13 protein-coding genes are annotated in these 17,000 nt (G+C 71.1%); 10 read left to right on the forward strand and 3 right to left on the reverse strand.

The features are described from left to right. Positions 1-32 precede the first annotated feature (32 nt). The 4 genes from def (at position 33) to ggt (ending at position 4,408) form a co-directional block, all read left to right on the forward strand. Entirely contained in the window at positions 33-662 is a 630-nt protein-coding gene (gene def / locus AC1DWR_RS13850) for a peptide deformylase (protein ID WP_477612519.1), read from the forward strand. Next, entirely contained in the window at positions 613-1,596 is a 984-nt protein-coding gene (miaA, locus tag AC1DWR_RS13855; protein ID WP_477612520.1) for a tRNA (adenosine(37)-N6)-dimethylallyltransferase MiaA, read from the forward strand. Before def ends, miaA begins: the two co-directional genes overlap by 50 nt. Continuing rightward, positions 1,589-2,452 (forward strand): diaminopimelate epimerase, encoded by an 864-nt coding sequence (gene dapF / locus AC1DWR_RS13860; protein WP_477624654.1) that lies wholly within the window; start codon positions 1,589-1,591, stop codon positions 2,450-2,452. The genes miaA and dapF overlap by 8 nt, the downstream gene beginning before the upstream one ends. Positions 2,453-2,566: 114 nt before the next feature. Continuing rightward, entirely contained in the window at positions 2,567-4,408 is a 1,842-nt protein-coding gene (gene ggt / locus AC1DWR_RS13865) for a gamma-glutamyltransferase (protein WP_477624655.1), read from the forward strand. Here the strand turns inward: ggt and AC1DWR_RS13870 are convergent. After that, the gene (locus tag AC1DWR_RS13870) at positions 4,405-5,040 is read right to left on the reverse strand and encodes a class I SAM-dependent methyltransferase (RefSeq protein ID WP_477612523.1); all 636 of its coding nucleotides are present in this window, start codon (positions 5,038-5,040) and stop codon (positions 4,405-4,407) included. The two genes, ggt and AC1DWR_RS13870, sit on opposite strands and share 4 nt — an antisense overlap. Positions 5,041-5,113: 73 nt before the next feature. On the opposite strand from AC1DWR_RS13870, the gene hflX reads away from it, so the two are divergent. Both hflX and AC1DWR_RS13880 read left to right on the forward strand, forming a co-directional pair. Beyond that, positions 5,114-6,568 carry a GTPase HflX gene (hflX, locus tag AC1DWR_RS13875; RefSeq protein WP_477624656.1) on the forward strand — a complete coding sequence of 485 codons (1,455 nt, stop codon included), beginning with the start codon at positions 5,114-5,116 and terminating at the stop codon, positions 6,566-6,568. Positions 6,569-6,612: 44 nt separating this feature from the next. Next, a complete protein-coding gene (locus AC1DWR_RS13880; protein WP_477624657.1) occupies positions 6,613-7,059 on the forward strand; it encodes a GNAT family N-acetyltransferase in 447 nt (148 codons plus the stop codon). Between the two features lie 12 nt (positions 7,060-7,071). Here the strand turns inward: AC1DWR_RS13880 and AC1DWR_RS13885 are convergent, their stop codons facing one another. Then, positions 7,072-9,708, reverse strand: a complete 2,637-nt coding sequence (locus AC1DWR_RS13885; RefSeq protein ID WP_477624658.1) for a DEAD/DEAH box helicase — start codon at positions 9,706-9,708, stop codon at positions 7,072-7,074. A 71-nt stretch (positions 9,709-9,779) separates the two neighbouring features. Next, positions 9,780-12,677 (reverse strand): helix-turn-helix transcriptional regulator, encoded by a 2,898-nt coding sequence (locus AC1DWR_RS13890; RefSeq protein ID WP_477624659.1) that lies wholly within the window; start codon positions 12,675-12,677, stop codon positions 9,780-9,782. A 155-nt stretch (positions 12,678-12,832) separates the two neighbouring features. On the opposite strand from AC1DWR_RS13890, the gene AC1DWR_RS13895 reads away from it, so the two are divergent. The 4 genes from AC1DWR_RS13895 (at position 12,833) to holA (ending at position 16,938) form a co-directional block, all read left to right on the forward strand. Further along, a complete protein-coding gene (locus AC1DWR_RS13895; RefSeq protein WP_477624660.1) occupies positions 12,833-13,063 on the forward strand; it encodes a hypothetical protein in 231 nt (76 codons plus the stop codon). Positions 13,064-13,181: 118 nt separating this feature from the next. Continuing rightward, a complete protein-coding gene (locus AC1DWR_RS13900) occupies positions 13,182-15,440 on the forward strand; it encodes an ATP-dependent DNA helicase (protein ID WP_477612529.1) in 2,259 nt (752 codons plus the stop codon). A 15-nt stretch (positions 15,441-15,455) separates the two neighbouring features. After that, entirely contained in the window at positions 15,456-15,932 is a 477-nt protein-coding gene (locus AC1DWR_RS13905) for an XdhC family protein (protein ID WP_477612530.1), read from the forward strand. Between the two features lie 31 nt (positions 15,933-15,963). Next, positions 15,964-16,938, forward strand: coding sequence for a DNA polymerase III subunit delta (holA, locus tag AC1DWR_RS13910; RefSeq protein WP_477612531.1), 975 nt, complete (start codon positions 15,964-15,966; stop codon positions 16,936-16,938). The last annotated feature ends 62 nt before the right edge of the window (positions 16,939-17,000 follow it).

A 17,000-nucleotide genomic window follows, 5' to 3' on the forward strand; every position in this document is an offset into this window, starting at 1 on the left:
TGCGGCCGGCACCGTCTGGAAGACTTCCCGGCATGACCGTCCGCCCCATCGTCATCACCGGCGAGCCCGTGCTCCACCGCCGGGCCGAACCCGTGGCGAAGTTCGACGACGACCTGCGCGACCTCGTCGCGGACATGTTCGACACCATGGACGCTGCCCACGGAGTTGGCCTGGCCGCTCCCCAGATCGGCGTCGGCCTTCGCGTGTTCACCTGGCAGATGGACAACGAGGACGGCGTCCCCGCGCGGGGGGCCATCGTCAACCCCTACCTCACGTCCACCAAGCCCTCACTCGACGAGCCGGACCCGCACGACGAGGCCGAGGGATGCCTCTCGGTGCCAGGGGAGAGCTTCCCGCTCAAGCGCGGCGAGTCGGCGACGGTGACCGGTTTCGACGTCGATGGTGCGGAGCTCTCGTTCTCGGCCACCGGCTGGTTCGCCCGCTGCATGCAGCACGAGTACGACCACCTCAACGGGTTCCTCTATGTCGACCGACTGAGCGAGCGGTGGGCCAGGAAGGCGCGCAAGGCGGTCAAGAAGCAGGGATGGGGCAAGCCCGGGTTCGCATGGCACCCCGGTGTCGACCCGGATCCGTTCGGCCACGACCACGACCATGACGACCCCGATAGCGCGCACTGGCACGACCACGAGCACGACCTGTGACCCGATGACCCCCATGGTCGTCGGCGTCGTCGGGCCCACCGCGACCGGCAAGTCAGACCTCGCGCTGGACCTGGCCGAAGCCCTTGGTGGCGAGGTGGTCAGTGCGGACGCCAGCCAGCTCTACCGCGGGATGGACATCGGGACGGCCAAGGTCCCGCTCGCCGAGCGCCGCGGCATACCCCATCACCAGCTCGACGTGCTCGAGGTGACGCAGGAGGCGAGCGTTGCCGCCTACCAAGCGGCGGCTCGAGCCGACTTCGCCGCCATCCAGGGCCGCGGGCACCACCCGGTTCTGGCAGGCGGCTCGGGACTCTATGTCCGGGCTGCCCTCGACGTCCTGGACATCCCCCCGACAGACGCCGCAGTGCGCGCGAGGCTCGAAGCCGAAGCCGACGCGGTCGGTGCTGCCGCGAGCCATGCTCGCCTCGAAGAGCTGGATCCCGTTGCGGCACAGGCGATGGAGCCAGGCAACCTGCGACGGATCGTGCGCGCCCTGGAGGTCATCGAGCTGACCGGGCGGCCGTTCTCGGCCACGATGCCCACGCGCACCTTCGTGCAGCCCGCCGTCATGGTCGGCCTGCGAATGCCGCGCGCCCGACTGGACGAACGCATCGCCACCAGGGTGCGGCACATGTGGGAGCAGGGGCTGCTGGGGGAGGTGCGTCACCTCGAGTCGCTGGGGTTGCGCGAGGGCCGGACGGCCTCACGCGCGCTCGGCTACGCGCAGGCGCTGGCTGAGCTCGACGGGATCCTCACCACCGAGCGGGCGCAGGAGCAGACGACCGCGCTGACCCGACGCTTCGCCCGCCGTCAGGAGTCGTGGTTCAACCCCGACCCGCGCATCACGTGGCTCGATGCGCTCGCCCCCGACGTGACCGACCAGGCAGCTGCCCTGGTCCGGGCGGCAATCAGGGACAATGGGGCCCATGGCTGACCAGACCCCCTTCACCAAGGGCCACGGGACCGAGAACGACTTCGTGCTCGTGCCCGACCTCGAGGGTGTCCGCGACCTGACCGCGCAGCAGGCGGCCCGGCTGGCCGACCGGCGCGCGGGGATCGGTGGTGATGGCGTCATCCGGGTGGTGCCGACCGCCCTGGCGACCGAGGGCGGCATCCTGGCGCAGGCTCAGGCTGCCAGGTGGTTCATGGACTACCGCAATGCCGATGGCAGCGTCGCCGAGATGTGCGGCAACGGGACGCGGGTCTTCGCGGCGTACCTGCGCCGTGAGGGCCTCGAGACGGCGGACGAGTTCTCCATTGCGACCAGGGCCGGCACCAAGCTGGTCCGGTTCGAGTCGCCCGACCTCATCGCGGTCAACCTCGGGCCGTGGCGCCTGGCCCAGCAGGTGATCGCCGACGAGGAGGGGTTCGACGCACTCGTCCACCTCGACGGGCACGAGCCCCTCTCTGCGCTCAGCCTCGACCTCGGCAATCCCCACACCGTGGTCGCGCTGCCTGAGCAGATCGACCTGGATTCCCTCGACCTGCACCGGCTTCCGCTGGTGAACCCGCTTCCTCCGCACGGCAGCAACGTGGAGTTCGTCCGGCCCATGGGCGTCGGGCACATCCGCATGCGGGTGCACGAGCGTGGCGTGGGGGAGACCCGGTCGTGSGGCACCGGTGCCGCCGCCGCAGCCCTGGCCACCCGCTTCTGGGCCGGCGACGTGACGGACACGTGGACCGTGGACGTCCCCGGTGGCCGACTCAGGGTGCGGGCCCTCCCTGGCCACGACGTCGAGCTGGCCGGCCCCGCTGCCCTCGTCGCCGACGGCACCACTGACCTGGTCTGACCCGCTGCTCTGGCCCGTCCGGCTGCTCTGGCCGGCCTGACGGCTCTGGCTGGTCCTGGTGCCCCACGTTCGCCCCGGGGTGCGAAGCCCGAAATGCCGGAATACGGTCGTTTCATGAGCCCTCAGCGTCCCCGTACCCTGCTCTCCACCGCGCTCGTCGGAGCCCTCACCGCAGCCGTCGCCCTGGTCGCCCCCGTGGCGGCGTCGGCCGGGCCGGAACACCACGCTGGTCGAGGTGCTGCCCAGCTGCCCAAGGTGCCGCAGATGACCGGCTACGGCGGTGCAGTCTCGTCGGTGGACCGCGACGCCAGCCAGGCCGGGATCGACGTGCTCCGACGCGGGGGCAACGCCGCTGACGCCGCGATCGCCGTGGCGGCGATGCTCGGCGTCGTCGAGCCCTACACCTCCGGCATCGGTGGAGGTGGCTTCTTCGTGTGGCACGACGGGCGTAGCGGCAAGGTCTCGACGATCGACGGCCGGGAGGCCGCGCCCGCGACCTTCACCGAGGAGTCGTTCATCGACCCCGCCACGGGAGCTCCACTGCCGTTCGCCACGGCGGTCAACTCCGGCCTGTCCGTGGGGGTGCCGGGGACCCCGGCGCTGTGGCAGCGCGCCCTCGACCTGCACGGCACCATGCGGCTGGGACGGCTCCTCGAACCAGCCGAACGCAAGGCCGTCGACGGCATCGTCGTCGACCAGTCCTTCCACGACCTGACCGCTGAGAACGAGGCCCGCTTCGCGCGCTTCCCCGAGACTTCCCGAGTCTTCCTGCGCGGTGGCAAGGCGCCGGCGGTGGGCAGCCGATGGAACAACCCCGACATCGCCAAGGCCTACCGCGAGATCCGGCTGCACGGAATCCAGTCGATCTATCGCGGCACGCTCGGGCGGGCCATCGTCGACGAGGCGCGCAACCCCAGCACCGCACCGGGCGACACCGTCCTGAAGGGGCAGATCACGCTGCGCGACCTCGCTGCCTACAAGGCCCTCGACCGCAAGCCCACCCATGCCAGCTACCGCGGGCTCGACGTCTACGGCATGGGCGTTCCGAGCTCCGGTGGCATCGCCGTGGGCGAGATCCTCAACCTGCTTGAGGCCTACGACCGGCAGACCGGGCGTGACCTGTCGCAGGTGAGCAACGCCGAGTACCTGCACCGCTTCAGCGAGGCCTCCGCCACCGCCTTCGCTGACCGTAACCGCTGGGTCGGTGACGTCTCGGACGTCCCCACCCGGGAGCTGCTCAGCCAGGGCTTCGCCAACGAGCGCGCCTGCCTGTTCTCCGAGGCGACGGCGATGACGCGCCCCGTCCCGTTCGGGTCGCCGGACGGCTCGTATGCCTCGTGCGCCCCGGGCGCGGGTCGCACGCCGGCCGCGCCGGACGGCCGCTCGACGACCAGCCTCTCGGTGACCGACCGCTGGGGCAACGTCGTCTCGTTCACGACGACGATCGAGCAGTACGGCGGCTCAGGCCTGACCGTGCCGGGCTACGGGTTCCTGCTCAACAACGAGCTCACCGACTTCAACTTCGCGCCGCTCAAGGAAGGGGTCCCGGACCCGAACCTGCCTGGTCCCGGCAAGCGCCCGCGCTCGTCGATGAGCCCGACGATCATCCTCGCGGACGGCAAGCCGTTCCTGAGCGTGGGCAGCCCCGGCGGCGCCACGATCATCACGACCGTCGCCCAGATCATCACGGAGTACCTCGATCGCGACCTGTCCCTCGTCGACGCCATCGCGGCACCACGGTTGTCCTCGCGCAACGGCACCGAGAACGCCGAGCAGGCCCTGCTTGACTCGCCCGAGGCCGCGGCGCTCCGCGCCCAGGGCCACGTGCTCGCCCTCCAGGACCCGATCGGCAACGCTGTGGCGATCCGGCTCCTCGGCCACGGCAAGGCCGAGGCGGCGGCCGAGACGACGCGGCGTGGCGGTGGGTCGGCGATGGTGGTGCGGCCGAGTCGCTAGGCGCCTGCCGCGTCGGCAGGCGAACGACGCACCTCGAGGATCCGGAAGCCCTTCTCCGAGGTGAACCGCGACACGGCATGCACGTGGGGGTCGAGGTTCTCGACCAGCCAGCGCTGCAACGAGTCCGAGCCGAGGTTCTTCTGCACGACGAGGTAGGCGACGCCGCCCGGCGCCAGCCGGGGGAGCCAGGTGAGCATCAGGTCGTGCAGGACCGCCTTGCCGACCCGGATGGGCGGGTTCGACCAGATCGCGTCGAACCGCACTTCTTCGGGTATGCCGTCCGGCTGGCTCGCGTGCACGCTGTCCAGTCCCAGCGACGCCGCGGTCGTGCGCAGGAGGTCCAGCGCACGCTCGTTGACGTCCACGGCATACACGGTCGCCTGGGGCGATCGGAGCGCCAAGGTGAGGGCGATCGGGCCCCAGCCGCAGCCGAGGTCCAGCAGGGCGCCCTGCGTGGGTGGTGCGGGGGCGTGCCGGAGCAGGACGGCGGTGCCCTGGTCCACCCCGCCGGGGCTGAAGATGCCCGCGGCCGAGCGAACGTCGACGGTCTTCCCGGCCAGTCGCACCGTGATGGTGCGCTGCTGTGCGGGGCTCGCCGGTGCGGCCGTGAAGTAGTGGTCTGGCGTGCTCATCGGGGCCAACGGTAGACGGAAGGACATAAACCGGTCGCTGCGCCCGTTGAAAAGGTGAGATTCTTGAGGGGACATGACACTGAAACGATCAGACATCTTTGACCTGAAGGCCACCGCGCTGGCGACCGAGGACAGATTCCTCGACAGCGACGGGGCCGGCTACGACGGCGACCAGTACGACCGCGAGGACCGCGCTGCCCTGCGCCGTGTCGCGGGGCTGTCCACCGAGCTCGAGGACATCACCGAGGTCGAGTACCGTCAGCTGCGGCTCGAGCGCGTGGTCCTCGCGGCCGTCTGGACCGAAGGCACCGCCGAGGACGCCGACAACTCGATGCGTGAGCTCGCCGCACTGGCCGAGACCGCGGGTTCGACCGTGCTGGCCGGGCTCGTCCAGCGCCGCGCCAAGCCGGACACCGGCACCTACCTCGGCTCGGGCAAGGCCATCGAGCTGCGTGACATCGTCATCGCCGAAGGCGCCGACACGGTCATCTGCGACACCGAGCTCACGCCCAGCCAGCGGCGCGCGCTCGAGGACGTCGTCAAGGTCAAGGTCATCGACCGGACCGCCCTGATCCTCGACATCTTCGCCCAGCACGCGAAGTCCAAGGAGGGCAAGGCCCAGGTCGAGCTGGCCCAGCTGCAGTACCTCCTGCCGCGCCTGCGTGGTTGGGGTGAGTCGATGTCGCGGCAGGCCGGTGGCCAGGCTGCCGGCGGCCAGGGCATGGGGTCGCGTGGTCCCGGTGAGACCAAGATCGAGCTCGACCGGCGCCGCATCAACACCCGGATGGCCAAGCTCCGGCGCGAGATCAAGGAGATGAAGACCAGCCGCGACACCCGCCGCCTCAGCCGCAAGGCCCACGAGGTGCCGAGCGTCGCCATCGCCGGCTACACCAACGCTGGCAAGTCCTCTCTCCTCAACCGCCTCACGGGCGCCGGCGTGCTGGTCGAGAACCAGCTGTTCGCGACCCTCGACCCGACCGTCCGTCGTGCCGAGACCGAGGACGGTCGCCTCTACACCCTTGCCGACACGGTCGGTTTCGTTCGGCAGCTCCCCACCCAGCTGGTCGAGGCCTTCCGGTCGACGCTGGAGGAGGTGGCCGACGCCGACCTGCTGCTGCACGTCGTCGACGGCTCCCACCCCGACCCCGAGGGACAGATCAGCGCGGTCCGGGCGGTCCTGGCCGACGTCGAGGCCGCCAACGTCCGCGAGGTTATCGTCGTCAACAAGGCCGACGCGGCCGACCCGGAGGTGCTCGACCGGATCCGGCGTCACGAGAAGCACTCGATCGTCGTCTCGGCCCGCACCGGCGCCGGGCTGGACGAGCTCCGTGCCCTGATCGCCGACGAGCTCCCGCGCCCCACGATCGACGTCGAGGTGCTGGTGCCGTATGACCGCGGCGACCTCGTCAGCCGCCTGCACGAGGAGGCAGAAGTGCTCTCCAGCGAGCACACCGGAACCGGCACCCTGCTCAAGGCTCGTGTCCACGCGGAGCTCGCCAGCGAGCTCGCGGGCTTCGCGGCGGCCTGAAGCGCTCAACCCGGTCACGCGCCTTGGACATCAGGTTGGGCGGCTTGGACACGGCCCAGGTCCAGGCCCTGCTGGCCGAGCACGTCGAGGACATGCGGCGCTACTCGCCACCGGAGAGCGTGCACGCGCTCGACCTCGACCGGCTGCGGACGCCGGACCTGAGCTTCTGGAGCCTGTGGGACGGCGAAGACGTGCTCGGCTGCGCGGCCCTGCGCGAGCTCGACTCCACCCACGGCGAGCTGAAGTCGATGCGCACCGCACCGGCATACCGTCGGCGTGGGGTGGCGGCAACGCTGCTCGACCACGTCGTGGTCGAGGCCGGGCGGCGCGGTTACACCCGGCTGAGTCTCGAGACAGGCTCGCCCGAGGAGTTCGCGCCCGCACGGACGATGTATGCCGCGTACGGCTTCACGGCCTGCGGCCCGTTCGGGCCCTACCTCGCCGACGAGTTCAGCGTGTTCATGACCCTGGACCTCACGACCACCGCGTGATTCGGCAGTAGGTCAGAGGCGGCGCATTGCCGTCGTGAGGACCACCGGCTCGCCGGCCTCGTCGGAGGCTTCGAGGTCGACCACCGCCTCGATCACCCAGTCGTGGTCGCCCTCGGGGTCGTGGATGGTCTGTCGTGCGTTCCAGAGGCGGTGCTCGGTCTCCGGCTCCAGCGCCCCCGGCGGGGGCCCCTGCGACGGGGTGATCGTCAGGAGCTGGGGTCCGCGGGCCTCGGCGTCGGTGCCGATCGTGTCGTGGTCGGCGTAGTAGGCCCCGAGCGCCTCGTCCCACGCTGCCCCGTCCATCAGGGGGTGGCGTGGCGGCTCGGGGAGTGCTGCCTGGGAGGCGTCGAGAGCCGCGAGGTCGCCGAACCGGTCACGGCTGGCGAGCTCGATGCGACGGAACATCGCGTTGCGGACCATCACCCGGAAGGCACGCTCGTTCGACGTGATCGGGCGGGTGGGTCGGGTGCCGCCGTGTGCTGCCAGTCCTTCGAGCTCCTCCAGGCGTTCGTTGGCGTCGGTGTCGGTCAGCGCCTCCCACTCGTCGAGGAGGGAGGAGTCGGTCTGGCGAACCGTCTCGCCGAGCCACTCGAAGAGGTCGTCGAACTGCTCGCTGTGGTGGGCGTCAGGCACCGTCTGACGCAGCGTCCGGTAGGCATCGGTGAGGTAGCGCAGGACCAGGCCCTCGGACCGGGCCAGCTGGTAGGTCGAGACGAACTCGGTGAAGGTCATGGCGCGCTCGTACATGTCGCGGACCACCGACTTGGGTGACAGCGCCGACTCCGAGACCCACGGGTGACTCTGCCGGAAGATCTCGAACGTCGCCTCGAGCAGGTCGGCGAGCGGCCGCGGCCACGTCACGTCCTCCAGCAGAGCCATCCGCTCGTCGTACTCGATTCCCTCCGCCTTCATCTCGCCCACCGCCTCGCCACGGGCCTTGAACTGCTGCGCCATGAGGACCTGGCGGGGGTCATCGAGGATCGCCTCGATGACCGAGACGACGTCGAGGGCGTACGTCGGGGACTGCGGGTCCAACACGTCGAGCGCGGCCAGGGCCAGCGGTGCCAACGGCTGGTTGAGGGCGAAGTCGTGCTGGAGCTCACCACGCACCTCGATGGTGCGCCCGTCAGGGTCGGGCGGCGAGATGCGGCGGAGCACGCCGGTGTCGAGCAGGCTCCTGCCCAGCGTGATGGCGCGACGGGACAGCCTGGCCTGCCCGCGCGGCGTCTCGTGGTTGTCCCGCAGGAGATGGCTCAGGGCGCGCACCGGGTCGCCAGGCCGCTGGACGACGTTGAGGATCATCGAGTGGTCCACCCGCATCCGGGAGACCAGCGGCTCGGGTTCCGCGGCGACGAGCTTGTCGTAGGTCTGCTCGGTCCACGACACCTCTCCGTCGGCCGGCTTGCGACGCTGGACCTTCTTGAGCTTCTTGGGGTCGTCGCCGGCCTTGGCAATCGCCCGCGCGTTGTCGATGACGTGCTCGGGGGCCTGGACGACCACCGACCCGCTGGTGTCGAACCCCGCGCGCCCGGCCCGTCCGGCGATCTGGTGGAACTCGCGGGCCTTCAGAACCCGTTGCCGGGACCCGTCGAACTTGACCAACCCGGTGAACAGGACGGTGCGGATCGGCACGTTGATGCCGACGCCGAGGGTGTCGGTCCCGCAGATGACCTTGAGCAGGCCGTCCTGGGCGAGCTGCTCGACCAGCCGCCGGTAGCGCGGCAGCATCCCCGCATGGTGCACCCCGATCCCGGAGCGGACCAGCTTGGACAGGGTCCGTCCGAAGCCGGCGGTGAACCGGAACCCGCCGATGCGCTCGGCGATCGCGGCCTTGTCCGCCTTGACGGTGCCCCTGATCGACAGCAGCGCCTGGGCCTGCTCGAGCGCCGCTGCCTGGGTGAAGTGGACGATGTAGACGGGGGACTGGTGGGTGGTGAGCAGCTCCTCGATCGTCTCGGAGAGCGGCGTCAGGGCCCAGGTGAAGCTCAGGGGCACGGGTCGTTCGGTGCCGGTGACCATGGTCGTCGCCCGGCCGTTGCGGCTGGTCAGGTCCTCGGCGAGGTCGGTGAGGTCGCCCAGGGTCGCGGACATCAGCACGAACTGCGCCTGCGGCAGCTCGAGCAGGGGCACCTGCCAGGCCCAGCCCCGGTCGGGCTCGGCGTAGAAGTGGAACTCGTCCATGATGACCAGACCCACGTCGGCGTCGGCTCCCTCGCGCAGGGCGAGGTTGGCCAAGATCTCGGCGGTACAGCAGATGATCGGCGCGTCGGGGTTCACGGAGGCGTCGCCCGTGAGCATGCCGACCTCGGACGCGCCGAAGATCTCGCACAACGCGAAGAACTTCTCGCTCACCAGCGCCTTGATGGGAGCGGTGTAGAAGCTCACCCGATCGGTGGCCAGCGCGGCCAGGTGTGCTCCCGTGGCGACGAGGGACTTGCCAGAACCCGTCGGCGTGGACAGGACGACGTTCTCCCCGGCCAGGACGGCGAGCAGGGCCTCGTCCTGGTGCGGATACAGCGGCAGCCCACGGTCGCGCGCCCAACCGTCGAACGCGGCATACACGTCGTCCGGCTCCGCGACCCCGGCCGGGAGGAGGTCGGTGAGCAGTGGTGGGCTCGCGGCCTCGGGGCTCGCGTGGTCAACAGTCATCGCCGCCATCCTCGCAGGGCGTGGTCCGGTCCGCGGCCACGCCCGGCTCCACCCTCGGGTATGCCGGTGGCTTACGTGCGCGTGGCCCAGCGCGCGAGGTCGACGCGGTTGGCGCACCCCGTCTTGCTCAGGAGGTGGCTGACGTGCGAGCTGACGGTCTTCTCGCTGACCACGAGGGACCTGGCGATCTCGCCGTAGGTGCGACCGGCGACGATGTGTCCGAGGATCTCCGTCTCGCGCGCCGTGAGGCCGACCTGGCGTGCGTCCCCGGTGGCTGGACCGCTGGTGACCGGGTCGGCGAGGCGGACGTGGGTGCCCCGGGCCAGCGCCTCGAGCTCCGCGATGATGGGCTGCGCGCCCAGCATCCGGGCCAGGGCGTACGAGCGGCGCAGCGCGTCGACACCGTCGTCGCGACTGCCATGGCTCGCGAGCAACAGCGATCCCGCCTGCCGCCACAGCGAGTAGCACTCCTCCCAGGGCAGCAGCTGGTGAAGGGCGTTCGACGCCTGCTCCCACAGGAGGGGCTCGTCAGCGGCCTGACGGGCGCGGGCAACCTCCGCGTGGTACATCGCCCCGAGACCGGCCAGCTGCCGCTCGTAGAAACGACTCATCCCGCCCATCTCGGCGAGGGTTTCCGGGAACCTGGCTGTGAGTGCATCGAGCTCGGCAAGGAGACCCGCAGGGTCGGAACCGGTGTCGCGCTCCTGCTGCACCAGGTCGGCGAGAGCCCGTGCGGCGAGGGGTAGCAGCCACTCACACATGGTGGCGGGTGCCCCCTGGTTCATCGCGCTCGTCAAGGCCGCATCGAGCGCGGCGCGGAGGTGCCCGCCCGAGAGCAGCACCATGGCTCGGACGGCGTCGAACTCGAAGGCCAGGAAGGTCGACGTCTCGGCGAACAGCTCGTCCGCGCGGGCCAGGTGACCCTCTGCCTCGTGCGTCTGGCCCTGGATTGCTGCCATCCAGGCGGCGCTCAGGCGGGTCTGGACGTCGGCGAGCGTTCCCGGTGTGGATCCCAGGGCCATCCGGAGCAGCTGTGAGCAGGCCTCCAGGTTGCCGGCGTGGAGCTGGCCGAAAGCCTCGTTGCACGCCAGCCACGCCATCACCGGGTGCGGCATCCCCAGGTCGGCGAGCTCCGCCCTGCGCCGACCGACCATGGCAATCCACTCGGGGCTGATCGGTCCTTCGACGGAGTTCGCCTCCCACAGCGTCGCGTGCACGAACGCAAACCCGTCCCGGGCCTCGACGGCCGCCTGGACGGCGTCGCGTCCCAGCCGCTGCCCGTCGTCCGGACGATCTTCGTGCACCGCCAGCATGGCGTTGGCTGTCAGGGCATAGGTCAGCGCGCGGGGGTTGCCGCAGGCTCGGGCACGCTCCAGCGCAGCCGTGGCGAACTGAGGGGAGGAGGCGTCGTCCTGCCACAGAGCGGCGTGCGCCAGCTCGGCGAGGGCGAGCGCGTGCTGCCATGACTCGGGCTCGTGTCCCGCGAGCTCGACGGCCCGTCGCATCTCGGCGGGGTCGAGGAAGCCTCGGCCGGTCATGAACCGCAGGTGCTGTCGGCGCACCAGGAGCTCGGCCACGGCGAGCGGTTCCTGTCCCTCGTCGAGCCTGCTCAGCAGGGCCTCGACCGCGTGGAGCTCCTCCTCGAAGTCACCGACGAACTCGGCCGCCAGACGCAGCCGCTCCCACAGGGCGGTAGCCGGTTGCGGGGCATTGCCGTCGAGCTGCTCACTGACCTCGAGGGCGCGCCGCAGCAGCCTCACCTGCATGGTCGTGGCGCCCAGGTCCTGGGCCAGCTCGGCCGCGCGGAGCCCCACGGCATACGACTCCTGGGCATGACCTGCCTGGCGGTGGTGGTCGGCGATGAGGCTGAGGGTCTCTAGTGTCGACTCGTCCGCCGACACTGCGCCGGCCGCAGCCGAGGCAAGATCCTGCTCGAGGGCCCCGGCAAAGGCGGTATGGAGGTGTTCGCGTTCCAACCGGCCAAGACTGCCCGCCAAGGCCTCTGCCTGGAGGGGGTGGTGGAACCAGTAACCGCCTCTCCCGTCGGCTTCGAGAAGGTTGCCGTCCACGCAGTCGCGCAGTGCGGAGCGCAGGTCGGTCACGCCGGCCAGGGCGGCCACGCGGTCCAGTGCACCGTCGCCCGCGACCCGGCCCTGGACGGCGAGAACCCGGGCGAGCTCGCGAGCCGGGGTGTCCAGCCGGTGCCAGGCACGCAGGACCGCTGCGGAGAGGTCCTCCGGGAGGCTGGGCCCGAGCGCAGACGCGGTGGGGGAGAGGCCCTGGACGAGCAGTCGGTTCAGGTAGGAGTTGCCTCCAGTGCGGCGGTACACCTCTCGCACGAGGGTGTCGTGCGGCACCTCCCCCAGCACGCCCGTGAGTTGGGCGCGGGTCTCCTCGAGGTCGAGCGGTCCGAGGGACATCTCGACGAACCCCGGGAGGCGCCGCACGTCGGCCAACCAGCGCTGCAGAGGATGGCCGGGACCCGCCTCCCCGCGGCGCACCGTCACCAGCAAGGCCAGGCGGCGGGTAGTCAGCCCGGCCAGCACCCACATCAGCACGTCGAGCGTGGCGGGATCGGCCCACTGCAAGTCGTCGACCACGAGGGCGACCGGAGTCTGGGTGCAGCGGTCCTCGAGCCACCGGTCGAACTCCTCAGCGGCCTCGACACCGGCAGCACGCCGCAGGGCGGGTCGCTGCTCGGCAGGGAGCCCACCCACCGCGGCGCGCAGCGGCAGGAGGGGAACGCTCATCGAGGACAGCGGCAGGCAGGCGCCGGTGAGGACGAGGAAGTCCCGGGCCAGCGCGCAGGCCTGCTGCGCCAGCCTGGTCTTGCCGACCCCCGCTTCGCCCAGAACGAGCACGGCACGCCCGTGCCCCGCCCGTGCCGATGCCAGGGCCGCGGCCAGTTCGCCGAGCTCGCCGGAGCGGCCGACGAAGCCGTCGCTCGAGAGCAGGTCCGCAGGGGGCACGTCCCCAGTGTGTTCCTGTGCCCGTCGGGCCGACACCCGATATTTGAGGGGTTTCGGCGGTGCTTCTGAGGGGGTGCACCCGATGTGGGTCAGGGCCTCCCGGCCGGACCGTGGAGGGGTCAGCACCACACACCTCTCAGCACCAGGAGCACACCGTGAACACCATCCAGCAGACCCGGCGGATTCTCCCCATGATCACCGCCACAGCACTCCTCGTCGCACTGGGCACGCTCCCGGCCGCCGCCCGCCAGGACGCCGGCCCCGCGCCCCTCGAGCCGACGGTCACCTACTTCTGCGCCATCCAGCGCGTGGACACCCAGTTCGTCGGGTGCGACAACCTGACGGGGAACGGGGTTCCGGCACCCGCCTGGGTGGACGAGAGGTGACCTGACCCGGAACCGACCACTGTGACCCCGGCGCCCGCGGCGCCGGGGTCACGGCTGCGAGCTGCGAGGGGTGGGGACAGGCGACGGATCGAGCCGGCGCACGGCATACGCTGACCCAATGGCCAGTCTCGACGACCTCCTGCACGCCGCCGTCCAGGGAGTCGGTGGGGTCGAGCGTCCTGGCCAGGTCGAGATGGCGCACGCCGTCGAGGACGCCGTGGCCAGGGACGAGCACCTCCTCGTGCAGGCGGGCACCGGCACGGGCAAGTCGCTCGCCTACCTCATCCCGGCCGTCATGCACGCCCAGAAGACCGGCAAGCCCGCTGTCGTCGCCACCGCGACCCTCGCGCTGCAGGCCCAGATCGTCGACCGCGACATGCCGCGGCTGGCCGAGTCCATCGCACCCCTGCTCGGGAAGCGGCCCACCTACGGGCTGGTCAAGGGCCGTCGCAACTACCTGTGCGCCCACAAGCTCGAGGGTGGGTTCCCTGACGACGAGGAAGGGCTGTTCGAGGTCGCCGAGGTCGACCGCGCGGCCTCGCGCCTGGGCCAGGAGGTGGTGCGGCTGCGCGAGTGGGCCGACACCACCGAGTCCGGCGACCGCGACGAGCTGGTGCCCGGGGTGAGCGAGCGGGCGTGGCGACAGGTCTCGGTCAGCGCCCACGAGTGCATGGGCAGCAAGTGCCCGGCGTTCGCCGACTGCTTCGTCGAGCGCTCGCGCGACGCGGCCAAGGACTGCGACGTCATCGTCACCAACCACTCGTTCATGGCGATCGACTCCTTCGAGGGCCGACAGATGCTGCCTGAGCACGACCTGCTCATCGTGGACGAGGCGCACGAGCTGGTCGACCGGGTCACGTCCACGATCACCGACGAGATCACGCCCTCGATGGTCGCGGCCGCGGCCAAGCGAGCCGCACGCCTCGCCGAGTCCACCGACGCCGTCGACGACGCCTCGGTCTTCCTCCAGGGGGTCCTCGACCAGCTCCCCGAAGGCAAGCTGAACGGCATACCCGACTCGCTGTCGCTCGCGCTCGCGAGGGTGAGGGACACGACGAGGCAGGTGCAGTCCGAGCTCAAGCCGGAGAAGGGCGTCGAGCCGGACGGTGCCCGCAAGGTGGCGCAGGCCGCCATCGACGAGATGTTCGAGAACTCATCGCGCGTCCTCGAGCAGCGCGACCTCGACGTCGTGTGGGTGAGTCGCGACCAGCGACGCGGCTCGGTGTTGCGTGTGGCGCCCATGAGTGTGGCGATGCTGTTGCGCGACAAGGTTTTTGGCGACCGCACTGTCGTGATGACGTCGGCGACGCTCGAGCTGGGCGGGACGTTCGACGCCGTTGCCGGCACGATGGGCCTGCGGGGCGAGGGCGCGCCGGAATGGCGCGGACTCGATGTCGGCAGCCCCTTCGACTACCCCCAGCAGGCGATTGCCTATGTGGCGCAACACCTTCCTGCACCGGGACGCGACGGCCTGAGCGAGCAGACGCTCGACGAGATCGAGGCGCTGGTCAGGGCGGCCGGTGGGCGGACCCTCGGCCTGTTCTCCTCGATGCGCGCGGCCAAGGAGGCCACCGAGGCGATGCGGGAGAGGTTCGACGGCGACATCGGCTTCCTGTGCCAGGGCGAGGACCAGATCACGACCCTCGTGCGACAGTTCGCACGAGACCCGCAGACCTGCCTGTTCGGCACCCTTACCCTCTGGCAGGGCGTCGACGTGCCCGGCTCGGCCTGCCAGCTCGTCATCATCGACCGCATCCCTTTCCCGCGCCCCGACGACCCCCTCTCGTCGGCGCGTTCACAGGCCATCGCCCGGATGGGGGGCAACGGCTTCATGGCCGTGTCGGCGACCCACGCCGCGCTACGCCTCTCGCAGGGGGCGGGGCGCCTCATCCGCCGCGCCGACGACCGTGGCGTCGTCGCCTTCCTGGACTCCCGCATGATGACTGCTCGGTATGCCGGGTTCCTCCAGCGTTCGCTGCCTCCGTTCTGGCCGACCACCGACCGCGAGCGGGTGTTGGCGGCGCTGAGGCGGCTCGACGAGACGGCGGCGCCTCCGGTGCAGGTGCACGAGCCGGCCCTCCGCGGCATCACCGGCGCGCTGGTCGGCCCGTCCATGGGGGCCACGGGGGAGGACGTGGCGGAGCATCCTCGACCGGTGGCCGACTCGCCGCCACCCGCAGAGTCGACGCGCACCGCGGTGACCGGCGGCCACGCCTGGACGGCCGAGTCCGACGAGGAGCTGCGCGACGGGATCGAGCTCGGGTTGTCCGTCGACGAGCTCGCCGAGAGCCTGGAGCTGCCCGCCGATGTCGTCGCATCCCGCCTCAAGGGCCTCGGCCTGGAGGCTTCCGGAGCCGCCACCCTCGCCTTCGAGTAGGGCGATACTGACGGGATGGCGGATTCCTGCACCCTGCACATCGTCGGAGCCGGGCCCGTGGCCGAGGCACTCGTCGCCCTCGCCACCCCGCTCGGCTGGTCGGTGACCCTGTCGAGCGACGATCCCTCCGTCCCCGAGGGAGTGGACGCGCTCGTCGTGACGAGCCATCACGACGACGTGGACGGCCCCGCCATCGCGGCGGGTCTGGGGGCCGGCACCGCATACATCGGGGGCATGGGTTCGCGCCGGACGCAGGAGCGGCGGCGCGGCTGGTTGCTGGACCACGGCGTGACGCCTGACGAGCTCGCCACGGTGCATGCGCCCATCGGGCTCGACATCGGGGCCAACGCACCGGGGGAGATTGCGGTGGCGATCCTGGCCGAGGTGATCGCTGTCCGCGCGGGACGCAGTGGTGGGGGCTCGGTGAGCGACCGTGAGGGTCCGGTCCACCCGGGGCTCCCCGCGGGTGAGGCCTACTGTCCGGGCGGCTGAGGCTGTCCCCGGCGCATGGGAGGCTGTCCCCGTGACCGCCACCGCGACGCGCACCGTGCCCCCTCTCGTCCTCATCAGCGGACCCGAGGCCGTCATCGCCGACCGTGCGCTCAGCACCACCCTCGACGAGCTCCGGGCCTCTGCTCCCGAGCTCGAGGTCATCCGGTTGGCCGCCGAGACCTACGAGGCGGGCGCGCTCGGCATGCATGCCAGCCCGTCGCTGTTCGGGGGCGAGAAGTGCATCGTCGTCCAGGACCTCGACGAGGCGCCGGACGAGCTCCAGGAAGACCTGCTCGCCTTCCTCGCCGCCCCCGACGCCGAGGTGACCCTGGTGGTCACCCACAAGTCGGGGCAGCGTGGCAAGAAGGTCCTGGACCTCCTCAAGAAGTCGCAGGCGCGCGTGCTCGAGGCTCCTGCCATCAAGACCGACCGTGACAAGACCGACTTCGCCATGCACGAGTTCCGTCGGGCGGGGCGCCGCGTCACCCCCGATGCCGTGCGCGCACTGATCGAGGCCATCGGCAAGGACGTGCGCGAGCTCGCCTCCGCGTGCCAGCAGCTCGTCGCCGACACCACCGGCACCATCGACGAGGACCTGGTCGCCAGGTACCACGGAGGCAAGGTCGAGGCGACCGGCTTCAAGGTGGCCGACGCCGCTGTCGCGGGCAACGCCGGCGAGGCGCTCCGGCTGCTGCGCCACGCCATCGCCACGGGGGTCGACCCGGTGCCGATCGTGGCCGTGCTCGCCCAACAGCTGCGCCAGCTCGTCAAGGTGGGCGCAGCTGGTCGTGGGCGATCGGCGGATGTGGCGCGCGACCTCGGCATGGCCCCGTGGCAGGTGGACAAGGCCCGGCGCGGGTTGTCCGGGTGGGGGCCCGAGGGGCTCGCCGACGCGATCCAGGCAGTCGCAAACGCCGACTTCGAGGTCAAGGGCGGTGGCCGCGACCCGGTCTACGCCGTCGAACGCGCCGTCCTCACGATCACGCAGGCCCGCAGCGGCCGGTGAGCACCCAGGCGCGACCTGACCGCGTCGGGAGCACGCGGCATACCCACGTTTTGGGGGAGTGG

The sequence above is a fragment of the Pedococcus sp. P2_E2 genome, assembly GCF_056403955.1.

Coding starts and splice junctions, on each gene's coding strand:
- AC1DWR_RS13885 (WP_477624658.1), bottom strand. CDS start 9,708: ATGACTGTTGACCACGCGAGCCCCGAGGCCGCGAGCCCACCACTGCTC.
- AC1DWR_RS13870 (WP_477612523.1), bottom strand. CDS start 5,040: ATGAGCACGCCAGACCACTACTTCACGGCCGCACCGGCGAGCCCCGCA.
- miaA (WP_477612520.1), top strand. CDS start 613: ATGACGACCCCGATAGCGCGCACTGGCACGACCACGAGCACGACCTGT.
- ggt (WP_477624655.1), top strand. CDS start 2,567: ATGAGCCCTCAGCGTCCCCGTACCCTGCTCTCCACCGCGCTCGTCGGA.
- AC1DWR_RS13900 (WP_477612529.1), top strand. CDS start 13,182: ATGGCCAGTCTCGACGACCTCCTGCACGCCGCCGTCCAGGGAGTCGGT.
- def (WP_477612519.1), top strand. CDS start 33: ATGACCGTCCGCCCCATCGTCATCACCGGCGAGCCCGTGCTCCACCGC.
- hflX (WP_477624656.1), top strand. CDS start 5,114: ATGACACTGAAACGATCAGACATCTTTGACCTGAAGGCCACCGCGCTG.
- AC1DWR_RS13905 (WP_477612530.1), top strand. CDS start 15,456: ATGGCGGATTCCTGCACCCTGCACATCGTCGGAGCCGGGCCCGTGGCC.